This is a genomic window from Methanocella paludicola SANAE (assembly GCF_000011005.1).
GTDB lineage: Archaea > Halobacteriota > Methanocellia > Methanocellales > Methanocellaceae > Methanocella > Methanocella paludicola.
In genome coordinates, this window is the sequence record NC_013665.1 from 2,864,598 (window position 1) to 2,876,827 (window position 12,230).

Sequence of the window (12,230 nt, forward strand, 5' to 3'; positions counted from 1 at the left end):
GCGTGGGAGCCTCGAGGGCCCGACGCTTACTTGGGCTTCTGCATCTCGGGGATCACGGCTAGCTGGGCCTGCTCGTCCTTGACGAACGGCATCCACCAGTTGTACTTTTTGAGCAGGACCATGATGGCCGGCACGATCACAAGGCGCATCAGCGTCGCGTCCAGGATGATGGCCAAACATAGCACGAAGCCGAACTCCTTCAGCATGACGGTGCTCGAGATCATCATCGACCCGAAGGCGGCGGCCATCACGGCGCCGCACAGCGTGATGATCGTGCCCGTGGACTCCACGGCCTGCTCGATGGCCTCCTCCTCGCTGCGGCCCTTGTAGACCTCCTCCCGTATCCGGGTCACCAGGAAGATATCGTAGTCCACTCCCAGGCCCATGAGCACGCAGAACAGGATGATGGGCAGGATCCAGTACACCGAGGCCTGCAGCCAGACCTGGAAGACCAGGATGAACGCGGCCATCGTCCAGGCGATGCTCATGAGGAGCGTCATGACCAGCCGGGCCGGGGTGAATATGGACCGGAGCAGCACCACGAGGACGAGGAATATGCCGATCAGCACCACCGGGATGACGATGGAGTACTTGTCCGTGCACAGCTTCTGGTACTCGTAGACGCCCACCGAGCTGCCGCCCAGCAGGAGCGTCGTGCCGGCGTTCCCGGACTCATACGACTTCATCTTTTCTTTGATGGCCTCGGTAGCTCTCTGGGCCTCCTGGGAGAACGGCGATCCTTCGTACGCCACGTATATGAGCGTGGTCCGCCCGTCCAGGCCGGTGTTATTGTCCATGTAGTTCTGGTAGAACTCCTTTTCGACGCCCTTGTAGGCTGACAGGTTATCGTACTCGATGGTCACGCCCTCCGGGCGGGTCATGGAGTAGACCTTATCGATGCCGGGCACGGACGCCATCAATGCGGACATGTCCTCCACCCGGTCGAGGGCCTCCGCCGAATAATTCCCGTCGGGGCCTTTGAGGCTTTCGGGCAGCGTGGCCACGATCATGCCCTTCTCCAGGGCGCCGCTCCCGAACTCGCTGTTCAGGAGATCGTAGCCGGCCTTGCTCTCGATGTTGTCGGGCATCATGTCGACGAAGTCGTTACCCAGCTGCAGGTTCGAGAAGATATAGACGGCCGGAACGGTGATCAGGAGCGCGATGACGAAGATCGCCTTCGAGTGTTTCAGGACCCGGTGGGTGATGCCGCGCCAGAGCCTGCCCGTCATGGTCGGCCCGGACATGTAGAGCTTCCGGGGCCAGAAGAGCCGGTCTCCGGCGAGCGTTAGTACTGCGGGCACGAGTGTCAGCGCCACGAGCATGGAGAAGAGCACGCATACGGCGGTCCCGATGCCAATGGACCGGAAGATGCCCTGGTCGATGAGCATGAGGGAGCCGAAGCCGATCATGGCCGTGGTACCGCTGGAGGCGATGCTCTTGCCGGCATGCTCCACCGCCGATACGACCGAAGCCCTGATCTCCGCGCCCTTCGAGCGCTCCTCGGCGTACCTGGACAGCATGAACACGCAGTAGTCGGTGCCCGCTCCCAGCATGATGACGCCCATGAAGGTCATCACCAGGTAGAACACGTCGATCTGCGTGCTGATGATGCCCATGAAGCCGAACGCGGCCACGACGGCCACGCCGATGATGAGTAGCGGGACGAACGGCGTGAGGAACGAGCGGAAGTAAAGGCCGAGGATGACGAGCACCAGGATGACGGTGATCTTATCGATGTTGTTCACGTCGTCCATGGCCGAGAACTCCGTGTCCATGGACATGGCCGTCGTTCCGGTGACGTATGCCTGGATGCCCTCGTAGCGCGGGTCCTGGCGCATCTCCGCCACCAGCGCCCTGAGCGCATCTACCGAGGCCTGAGCGCTCTCGGACTCCTCGAAGTCGCTCGTGGTGAGCGCATATAAAGTCACACTGCCCGCGGCCAGGTTGCTGACGACCGAGTCAGGGAGGATCTTCGGGTCGTCGTACCCGTGCGACATCTCCCAGTCCCGGGCGAATGTTTTTAATTCCTCATCCGTCATGTTCCCCGGGAGGTCGAGCAGGGCCAGGAAGTACGTGTTGTTCGAGGTCAGGTTCATCTCGCTGAGCGTCTTTGAGATGATGTAGCCCTTGATGGTCTCGTTGCTCGCGTTCCTTCCCAGCGCGTAGATCTCGGCGAGCGTCCTGTTCTCGGACTCGTTCATGTCCTTGCCCGCCTCGCGTAACACGTAGGCGCTGACGATGGTATCGTTCGGATCAGGGCCCCAGCTAAAGATCTCGCGTACGGTCGCCTTCCCGGTCGCGTTGAGGTCCTTGCCGGCCTTCGTCAGGACGTAGTTGTCGAAGTCCTGCTTCGTCGCCGAGGGGCCCATGTTCCAGGCGTCCTGCATAACGTCGGTCGCGTTCTTGAGGTCCGACTCGGTCATGTTCCGGCCCTCGTCGGAGTCCTTCAGTGCTTTGACGGCCTTGTCCACCAGGTAGTTGCCGATAGCGCCGCTGGAAGGGTTCCGGCCCAGGTAATAAATGTCCTCGATGGCCTTCCTGTCGGCGCCGGAGGACGACGCCGCGCTCAGCACCAGGTTATCGATGGCGGCCGATGACGGCGACGGCCCCAGGTCGTAGGCTGCGTAGAGCTGCTGCTTCTGGGACTCGTCGGCGATGCTTTGCATGCCGGCCACCGTGTTCACGCAGGCGGCGCGAAGCTGTGCCGGGTCGTTATATGCGCCCAGGCTGAGCGAGCCCAGCACGGCGAGCATCATCTGTTGCTGCTGCCCGGCCGGGACATTCGAAGTAATGAACGTTTGCGCCCGGGTGTCGATGGTATGCTGGGCCCTGGCGACGGGGTCGGAGATGGCGGCCTGGGTGCGCCAGTAGCCGTCGAAGTCCGCCAGGTATCCCTGGGCCAGCGGGCGGCTGTCGGCAGGTATGCCGGGTATGACGTTGGAATTCACGTAGCCGAGGGCGGCATCGTCGAGCTGCGTGTCGTTCAGCGAGGGGTCCGCGGTCCGGGTCTGCGACCAGGCGTTCGCATAGGCCAGCGGTATCCCGAACTCCAGGTCGGCGACGCCCTTCACCTGGTAAAGGCCGCCGTGCGCCGCGACCATCTGGTCCCGGGCCGCATAGAGCTGGGCGCTGGAGTCGACGATCGTCTTGCGGGCCTTGTAGAACTCGCTGTTGGCCCCGGTGATGTTATCCCAGAGCCAGTAGAGGCCGTTGCTGCTGTCCCGCACAGTATCCGTGGCGTTATACAGCTCCCGGTTGCCGTCGCTGACGTTATCGAACGCGTCGTTCAGCTCATGGTACAGGTCGGGCGTCATGTTGACGACCGCGTCCCGCTGGATGTTGTAGATGGAGGACCGGTCCGTGATGTTCTTTATCGATGCGTTTGCGGCAATCCGCCCGTCCAGATCGTCGATGTAGCGCATGGCGTCCGTCTTATTATCGGACCCGACGACGACCAGTATCTGGTTCTTATAATCGCCGGGGAACTGCTCGTCGTACTTGTCCTTCGCCACGAAGGCGCCGAGGTCCTTGGGCACGAACTTCTCGGTATCGTACTGGAGGTTACTCGTGAAAACGCTAACCAGCGGAAGCGAGACGAGGAGCACGATGACCCAGACGGCGACGAACGCCCAGGGGTGCTTCGTGATCATTTCGCCCAGCGTCTTGAAAATGGAAACCATGATGATGCCTCGTTATACTTTGATCGTGATGCGCTTTTCCTTCAGGCCGAGTACCTTGACCGCGATGTCCTCGGCCGCCTTGAACTTCCGGTCGTAGTCCTCCCCCGGCGCCGAAAGCGTGGCGGCGTCGTGGAGGTAAGCGAACATGACCAGCAGCAGCTCGACCGTCTCCCTGGGATAGGGCACATTGAACATGCCCTCCTCTGTGCCCTGCTCCAGCAGGTGGGTGACCAGCGGGACAAAGGTGTCCCGGACCTTGACCATGTACTTCTGGTGGGAGACCATGTTCTTATCCGCGTGCAGGAACTCGATGATCTTCTTCTCGCCCATCTGGAAACGGAGGGTCTCGTCGATGATAATCTGGAGCTTCTGCCGGGGGTCGAGGGTCACGTCCTCCAGAATGCGCTTCACCGTCGGCTCCATGTGGTCCTTCAGGTAATGGTCGAGGACGGCATCCAGGATGTCGTCCTTCGACTCGAAATAGTAATAGAACGTCCCCTGGGCGACGCCGACCTTCCGGACGATGTCGCTCACGGACGTTTCCTCGCAGCCGTTTTCCCTGAAGAGCTCCTCCGCCGCGTCGATGAGCTCCTTTCGCCTCACTTCGGGGTCCTTGGTCACGCGCATAATGAACACTACGGTGTATTGACTGACAGTAAGTCAGTTAACATCGCTTTAAGTATTTAAGGGTTGCCCGGAACAATAAGCGCTTAATGGAGGGACCGTAGTTTTTCCGTGGTCGCGTCGGGGTGCCTGGCCAGGTAATCCACGGCCTTTTTCCTGTGCAATAAAGTGCAGTCCTTGCACGTCCACACCGGGTAGCCCCGCCTGCTTTTTATCCACTCGCCCAGCTCCGGGTCCTCGCAGGGATAGAGAGGGCAATAGCAATACGTGCAGTCCTGGCCCTCGAAGTGGCACGGGTAGTACGGGCACCTGCCCTTGCCGCATTCCTCCCGCGGGTACTCGATCCAGTAGGGGCCCTTCTCGTCCGAGATGGCGTAGACGAACAGGCGGCTCCGATGGTTGCCATTTATTAGCGCGTGCTGCCGCTTGATGCCCTCCTCGACGCCCTTCTTCACGCACCGGTAAATGCTCTGGCCGATGTCCGTGCCCGTGCCCGAGTACTCGAAGAAGACGGGGCCGCAGACGTCGGTCTTGAGCTCCTCGCTCAGGACGGCCACGGCGTCCGTGGTCGTGCCCGTGAAGTCGAACCCCATCTCGAAAAGGGCTTTCGCCTTGGCCTCGGTCGTTGTTATTACGGCGCTCGCCAGGGCGCCCTCGGACATCCGGCCGTGGACCACCAGTATTACGTTGACCGTGCCGGGGACCTGGCACGGGTTGCTCACGCCCGCCGTCACGAAGGCGGTCACCTGCTGGTCCCTCACCACGCACAAATTCTCCATGTAGACCGCCGTTAAAAAGTAAAAGCACGGGCATTCGACGGCCAGCTTCGAGGCCACTCCGTCCATGTACGCGGCGGGGTCCGCGTGGTCGAAGTCCTTGCCGACCTCGTGGTTGAGGATGGCGCTCACCCTCCGGCGGCCGCCGTTTATCCCGGTGCTCAGGCCGTCGAAGTCGCCTTTTACGACCAGGGTCTTATCCTTCACGTAGTACCTCAAAGCTGCCGCACCTCGAAACGCTAAAGGCCATTATATCACGGCCGACCTCAAATAGTTAATCGCGCCGTCGAGAGTAATTATTTATATGGAGAGCGCATACTTAATCAAGAAAATTTAACTTAACTCAAATTAAGTTGAGGTATCTACATGGTCTCGAACAAGAACCTTACCATTATAGTATCGATAGCGTTGATCGTGGCCGCCCTGGCGCTGGGCGGATGCACGAGCCCGTCGGCACAGCCCACGGCGACTCCCGCGGCGTCGGCCAATTACCCCATGAACGTCACGGACGACAAGGACAGGACAGTGGTCATACAGGAGATGCCCGAGCGCATCGTATCGCTCTCGCCCAAGAACACGGAGATGCTCTACGCGCTGGGCCTGGGCGATAAAGTGGTCGGCGTCACCGACTACTGCAACTACCCGGCGGAGGCCGCGAACAAGACGAAGGTCGGCGGCATCACCAACGTCAACGTGGAGCAGGTGGGGGCGCTCAACCCCGACGTGGTGTTCGCGGACTCGCTCACCAAGAAGGAAGCGGCCGAGAAGATCGAGTCAATGGGGTACCCGGTCATCGTGAACGACCCCAGGAACGTGAGCGATATCGAGCGCAGCATCCTCCGCATGGGCAAGGTCTGCGGTGCCGGGGATAACGCCACCCGGCTGGCCGCCGATATCAACGCCAGCATCAAGGCCATCACCGACAAGACGGCCACGCTCAACGAAAGCCAGAGGCCGAAGGTGCTCATGTTGCTCGACACGTACGACTTCTACGTGGCCGGCTCCGACTGCTACGGGAACGATTTAATAATATTGGCGGGCGGGCAGAACGTGGCGTACGAGCTGACCGACTACAAGGCGATGAGCAAGGAGGCCGTCATCGAGGCGGACCCGGACATCATCATCATGCCCGTGGATGTGTACAGCCAGCCCGACTTCGAGAAGCTCAGGAACGGCACCGAGGACTGGATGCAGCAGCTCTCCGCCGTGAGGAACGGCAAGGTCTACGCCGTGGCGTCCGACCCCATATTCCGGCCGGGCCCCAGGGTGGTCGATGCCGCGCAGGCCATGGCGAAGATCATCCACCCCGAGCTCTTCAGTTAAGGGGGCCACGAAGCCCCCAATAATATTTTAGCCTATTTATCATTATTTTTCATTGAAGTTATAGCAAACGTTATTTATCATAAGCGTTAATCTCTGCTAGAAAATTCCTCCGGTAATGTTGCAAGGATGACATATTAACGCGAAAACAACTTTCAGGTATGGAGCTACATGTTGGAGAAGATGTTTAACCCGGAAAGCGTCGCGGTCATAGGCGCTTCGCACGTCAAAGGGAAAGTAGGGAGGGCGGTGCTGGACAACCTCCTGAACGGCTACGAAGGAAAAATCTATCCCATTAACCCGAAATCGCTGGAGATCGAGGGGCTCAAGTGCTACAAGACGGTGCTCGAAGTGCCCGGCCCCATCGACCTGGCCGTCATCGTCATTCCGTCAAAGCTCGTGCCCCAGGCGGTGCGGGAGTGCGGCGAGAAGGGGATCAAGTACCTCGTCATCATTTCTGCAGGGTTCAAGGAAGTGGGCGTCGAGGGCGCCCGGCTCGAGAACGAGGTCAAGGACATCGCGCGCTCGTTTAACATGCGCATCGTCGGCCCCAACTGTCTGGGGATCCTGAACACCCATACGAAGTGCAACGCCTCCTTCGCCAAGAAGATGCCGCCCGCGGGCAACGTCTCCATCATCACCCAGTCGGGCGCCCTGGGCACCGCCATCCTTGACTGGTCCGACGCCACCGACGTGGGCTTCGACTGTTTCGTAAGTTTGGGCAACAAGTCCGACCTGAACGAGATCGACTTCATGGAGGCCTGGAAGAACGACGACAACACGAAGGTCATTTTAGCGTACCTGGAGGGCATCACCGACGGCCGGCGATTCATCGATGTGGCCCGGGAAGTGTCGAAGACCAAGCCCGTCATCGTGGTCAAGAGCGGCCGGACGAGCGCGGGCGCCCGCGCGGTGTCCTCGCACACGGGCAGCCTGGCAGGCTCGGACGCCGCATACGATTCGGCGTTCATGCAGTCCGGCGTGATAAGGGCCGAGACCATGAGCGAGTTCTACGACATGGCCGGCGGCTTCTGCTGCCAGCCCGTGCCCCGGGGCGACCGCGTCGCCATAATAACGAACGCCGGCGGCCCCGGCATCATGGCCACCGACGCCTGCGAGCGGTTCGGGCTCCGCCTGGCCACCCTGTCCAAGGAGACCGTGGACGCGCTCAAGACCACGCTGCCGCCCGCGGCGAGCTTCTACAACCCGGTGGACGTGCTGGGGGACGCGAGCCCCCACCTCTACAAGTTCGCGCTGGAGACGGTCCTCAAGGACGAGGGCGTGGACGGCATCCTGGTGCTCGCCACCCCGCAGGCGATGACCGACCCCGTGGCCATCGCCGAGGTGATAGGCGAGGCCAAGAAGACCACGGATAAGCCCATACTGCCCTGTTTCGTGGGCGGCCTGGTCATGGACGAGGGCGTGGCCGTCCTGAAGCGCCACGGCATCTACAATTACGACGACCCCTCCAGGGTCGCCTACACCATGCGGATGATGACCCGATACCAGAAGATCAGGCAGCGGGTTTACGTCGAGCCCCGGCGGTTCGACGTCGACAGGGAAAAAGTCCGCAAGATCATCGACAACTCCAGGAACATGGGCATCACGGTGCTCGGCCTGGAAGCGCTGCCGGTGCTCGAGGCCTACGGCATACCGACATTAAAGTACAGGATCGCCACGAGCGTGAACGACGCCATGCAGGCGGCCCGGGAGATCGGCTACCCGATCGTGATGAAGATCGTCTCCCCTGATATCATCCACAAGTCGGACGTGGGAGGCGTTAAAGTAGGAATAAGTAACGATGAGGAGCTGGAGAACGCCTATAACAAGATGATGAAGGACGTGACCCTTGCGGCTCCCCGGTGCCGGATCAGCGGCGTCTTAATTCAGCAGATGGCCACGGGCGGCAAGGAAGTCATTTTAGGCATGAACAAGGACCCCCAGTTCGGCCCTCTCATCATGTTCGGCCTGGGCGGCATCTACGTGGAGGTGCTGAAGGACGTGCAGTTCCGCATCGCCCCGCTGAACGAGAAGGACGCTTACGGCATGATCTACGGCATCAAGACCCACCAGATGCTCGAGGGCACGAGGGGCGAGAAGCCCTCCGACATCGAAAAGCTGGTGGAGTTCCTCGAGCGGCTCTCGCAGCTCGTCACCGACTTCCCGGACATCCTGGAGATGGACATCAACCCCGTCAAGGTGTACGAGAAGGGCCGTGGCTGCTTAGCGCTGGATGTGCGGCTCGCGATATCTCCAAAATAGCCTTTTTTTCTTTCGGTCACGAATAAAGATTTATCCTTTGTACGGCAATAGCTGACATTGGGGATGGGATGTCGCTTAAATCTCGATTCCGTTACATGTTAGTGTCCATGCTCGTAGTTGTAGTCATGGCCCTCATCCTTATCATACCTTTTTTCAACTCGTCCCTGAGCATCTACGTGTCCGTCCTGGCCATCGGCCTTTCGTTAGCGCTACAGAAGTACATGGCCAGCTTCGCCGGGTACTTCGTCATCAAGTCCTCGAACATCTTCGACGTGGGCGACCGCATCCGCATCGGCAGCATGAAGGGCGACGTCAAGCACATCGGGCTCTTCCACGTCATACTTGACGAGGTGGGCGAGGACGAGAAGATGGGCGGGGAGCTTACCGGCCGCATCGTCCACGTGCCCAACCTGGTCGTGCTCGACCAGCCCGTGCTCAACTTCTCCAAGGACTATTCCATCAAGGAGGAGCTCATCTCGTGCGGGTACATCTTCGACGAGATCCGCATCCCGCTCAGGCCCGGGAGCGACGTCAGGAAGGCGGCCGGGATACTCGAGGAGCTGCTGAAGGTCGAGAACAATGCGGTCATGAAGGACGCGAAGGCCGCCTTCACGGACGGCCTGCCGAACTTCATAAGCGACCTGGAGAACGGGCCCCGCATCACCGTGCATATCGAGGAGAAGGTGGTCTGGATCAAGGGGCGGTTCGTCACCGCCATCGCCGGGAGGAACGTGGTGAAGACCAGGATATCGATGGCGTTCCTGGACCGGGTCAAGGGCGACCCGGACATCGTCGTCGGCGAGAAATGATCACTTTATCCTGCTAAGGTACCAGTCCCGGAACTGTATCATCGAGCGCCGCCGGTGGCTGACCTCGTTCTTCTGCTCGACGGTCATCTCGCCCACCGGGAACTTTCGATATGAAAAGATGGGGTCGTACCCGAAGCCGCCGGTGCCGGTCTCCTGGTGAAGGATATCGCCCCACCAGATGCCCGTGAAGGTGGTAGGCTCCTCCCCCGGGGCACAGTAGCCCACGACGGAGCGGAACTCGGCACGCCGGCCCTCCACGCCCTCCATTAATTTTAAAATGCCCTTATTGCCCAGCGTCTTCTGCACGAACGACGAGTAGGGGCCCGGAAAGCCCTTGAGGGCATCGACGAACAGGCCCGAGTCCTCCACGATGACCTCCCGGTTCAGGGAGTCGGCGCAGTACCGGGCGCCGTACGCGGCGATCTTGCTCAGGTCGTCCTCCTGGAGCTCGGGATACGTGGTGTTGACCTGCTCCACCTCGAAGTAGTCCTTGAATAAGTCCTTTGCCTCGCGGAGCTTGCCCGCGTTCGTGGTGACGAAGTACAGGGTGGGCCTCTGCATGGTAAAATAAAGTACTCGCGGGCAAAAAAACGTTTCTCAAAGCCAAAATATATGACAGTATAAATAAAATATCTTGTAACGAGAAAAACGTCCAGGGAGCAATAGCATGAAGTGCGAGGTCAGGAACGGCATATACTGGGTCGGCGCCATCGACTGGAACATGAGGGATTTCCACGGCTACGATACGCCCAAGGGGACGAGCTATAACGCTTACCTCATAGTGGACGAGAAGGTCGCGCTCGTGGACACGGTCAAGGGAGGGTTCTCGGAGGAGATGTTCATGGGCATCCGGGAGCACGTCGACCCTTCGAAGATCGACTACGTCATCGTGAACCACCTGGAGAAGGACCACTCAGGGGCCCTCGAAGACGTCATGGCGGTCGCGAAGAACGCGAAGGTCTATTGCTCTACCCGGGCGAGGGCCGGCCTCGTCGACAAGTACGGGGAGAGGTGGCCCATGACCGCCGTCAAGACCGGAGACACGCTGAAGCTGGGCAAAAAGACGCTGAGGTTCATCGAGGTGCCCATGGTCCACTGGCCCGACAGCATGTTCACATACGCCGAGGAGGATAAGGTCCTCTTATCGAACGACGCGTTCGGCCAGCACATCGCGACCTCCCAGCGGTTCGAGGACCAGGTCCGGGCCAACATCATGTACGACGCCCGCGCCTACTACGCTAACATCTTAATGCCGCTGTCCTCCATCATCGCCGGGACGCTCGAGAAGCTGCCGGCGCTCAACCTCTCGCCCGATATCATCGCCCCCTCGCACGGGCTCATCTGGAGGAGGGACCCGGGCAGGATCGTGAACGCCTATACGGCATGGTCGAGCTTCCGCCCGAAAGAGGAGGCGGTCATCGCCTACAGCACCATGTGGGGCCTCACCGACATGATGGCCAGGCTCATCGCCTTCGGCATCATGGACGAGGGGGTCGACGTGCGGCTCTACGATCTCCATGAGTCCACGCTGGCCTCGGTCATGACCGACCTGCTCGAGGCGAGAGCCGTTATCGTGGGCTCCTCGACCCAGAACAACATCATGCTCCACGGCACGGCCGAGCTCATGGCCTACCTGAAGGGGCTGCGGCCGAAGAACAAGATAGCCGCGGCCTTCGGCGCCTACGGGTGGGCAGGCGGGGCCGTGAAGGAGATCGACGACGGGCTCAGGGCGATCGGCCTGGAGACAGTGGAGCCGCTGGCTTTCAAGCATATCATGACGACGCTCAGCGAGGACGACAAGAAGAAGTGCATCGAGTTCGGGCGCAGCATCGCCCGCAGGATAAAAGGAGGACAGGCATGACGAAGTGGATGTGCAGGGTGTGCGGGTACATACACGAGGGCGAGGAGCCGCCCGAGGAGTGCCCGCTCTGCGGGGCCCCGAAGTCGGAGTTCGAGAAGGTGCCCTAGCTCTTTTTATGTTTCATGGCGGCCACGATCATGTTCATGACCCGGGGGTCGCCTATTTTTCCGAGCGACGCCATGGCCTCGTTCCTTACGGCCTCGTCGTCGTCATTCAGGGCCGCGGACAGGGCGCCCACGGCACGGCGGTCGCCGGCCTTCCCCAGCGCCTCCGCGGCACGGAGCCTGATCGCCGGGTCCTTATCAAGTAGAGCTTCTGCGAGCATGTCGACGGCCCGCTTATCGTTGACCTTCCGCAGCGATTCTGCAGCCTCGAACCGCACGGGATAATAGGGGTCCCTGACGCACAAGGATACGAGAGCTTCGGAAGCCCGCTCGTCCCCGACCTCCCCAAGCGCCGAGACGGCATTGAGGCGGATGTAGGGGTCGTCGCTGGACGCGGCCCTGACCAGGCCGTCGACGTCCGGCCCGACCTTCAGGCTGTGCACGTGGCTGATCAGCATTTTCTGGGCCAGGGAGCGTATGGCCGGGTCCCCGTCCTTCAGCGCCCCGGATAGCACTTCCATGGCGCGGGGGTCCGGAACCTTGCCGAGGGCATGCACTGCGTCCATCCGCACTCGTGCGTCCCCGTCATTCAGGGCCCCGCCCAGGGCGCCCACGACCCGCCCGTCGAAAATATCGCCCAGCGCCAGCAATGCCTCCGAGCGGACGCAGGGGTCCTTGCCGTACCTCGATGCACGAATAAGGCCCTCGATATCGCGGCCCGCCTTAAGCTTCTCGACGTTTGGCTTTACCATGTCCGCAAGCGCCATCTCAGCAGCCCCTTAGTCTACTAACTT

10 protein-coding genes are annotated in these 12,230 nt (G+C 60.7%); 5 read left to right on the top strand and 5 right to left on the bottom strand.

The genetic code is table 11. The features are described from left to right. Positions 1 to 26: 26 nt before the first annotated feature. From MCP_RS14770 to MCP_RS14780, 3 genes are all read right to left on the bottom strand, one after another. Positions 27 to 3,680 carry an MMPL family transporter gene (locus MCP_RS14770; protein WP_012901656.1) on the bottom strand — a complete coding sequence of 1,218 codons (3,654 nt, stop codon included), beginning with the start codon at positions 3,678 to 3,680 and terminating at the stop codon, positions 27 to 29. Between the two features lie 12 nt (positions 3,681 to 3,692). Then, a complete protein-coding gene (locus MCP_RS14775; protein ID WP_012901657.1) occupies positions 3,693 to 4,307 on the bottom strand; it encodes a TetR/AcrR family transcriptional regulator in 615 nt (204 codons plus the stop codon). Between the two features lie 83 nt (positions 4,308 to 4,390). Next, positions 4,391 to 5,299, bottom strand: coding sequence for an adenosylcobinamide amidohydrolase (locus tag MCP_RS14780; RefSeq protein ID WP_012901658.1), 909 nt, complete (start codon positions 5,297 to 5,299; stop codon positions 4,391 to 4,393). Positions 5,300 to 5,446: 147 nt separating this feature from the next. On the opposite strand from MCP_RS14780, the gene MCP_RS14785 reads away from it, so the two are divergent. The 3 genes from MCP_RS14785 to MCP_RS14795 all read left to right on the top strand — a co-directional run bounded on the left by MCP_RS14785 (position 5,447) and on the right by MCP_RS14795 (position 9,471). Next, positions 5,447 to 6,403 (top strand): ABC transporter substrate-binding protein, encoded by a 957-nt coding sequence (locus tag MCP_RS14785; protein WP_012901659.1) that lies wholly within the window; start codon positions 5,447 to 5,449, stop codon positions 6,401 to 6,403. A 168-nt stretch (positions 6,404 to 6,571) separates the two neighbouring features. After that, on the top strand, positions 6,572 to 8,662 hold the full coding sequence (acs, locus tag MCP_RS14790; RefSeq protein ID WP_012901660.1) for an acetate--CoA ligase alpha subunit: 2,091 nt from the start codon (positions 6,572 to 6,574) through the stop codon (positions 8,660 to 8,662). A 68-nt stretch (positions 8,663 to 8,730) separates the two neighbouring features. Beyond that, entirely contained in the window at positions 8,731 to 9,471 is a 741-nt protein-coding gene (locus MCP_RS14795) for a mechanosensitive ion channel domain-containing protein (RefSeq protein WP_012901661.1), read from the top strand. Here MCP_RS14795 and MCP_RS14800 read toward each other — a convergent pair whose 3' ends face one another. Continuing rightward, a complete protein-coding gene (locus MCP_RS14800) occupies positions 9,472 to 10,032 on the bottom strand; it encodes an XTP/dITP diphosphatase (protein WP_012901662.1) in 561 nt (186 codons plus the stop codon). 106 nt (positions 10,033 to 10,138) lie between these two features. On the opposite strand from MCP_RS14800, the gene MCP_RS14805 reads away from it, so the two are divergent. Both MCP_RS14805 and MCP_RS16220 read left to right on the top strand, forming a co-directional pair. Continuing rightward, positions 10,139 to 11,332: an FprA family A-type flavoprotein gene (locus MCP_RS14805; RefSeq protein WP_012901663.1), complete on the top strand. Its 1,194-nt coding sequence runs from the start codon at positions 10,139 to 10,141 to the stop codon at positions 11,330 to 11,332. Further along, positions 11,329 to 11,439, top strand: a complete 111-nt coding sequence (locus tag MCP_RS16220; RefSeq protein ID WP_128567247.1) for a rubredoxin-like domain-containing protein — start codon at positions 11,329 to 11,331, stop codon at positions 11,437 to 11,439. Before MCP_RS14805 ends, MCP_RS16220 begins: the two co-directional genes overlap by 4 nt. On the opposite strand, the gene MCP_RS14815 is transcribed toward MCP_RS16220, so the two are convergent. Further along, on the bottom strand, positions 11,436 to 12,203 hold the full coding sequence (locus MCP_RS14815; RefSeq protein WP_012901664.1) for a HEAT repeat domain-containing protein: 768 nt from the start codon (positions 12,201 to 12,203) through the stop codon (positions 11,436 to 11,438). The genes MCP_RS16220 and MCP_RS14815 overlap by 4 nt on opposite strands. Positions 12,204 to 12,230: the final 27 nt, after the last annotated feature.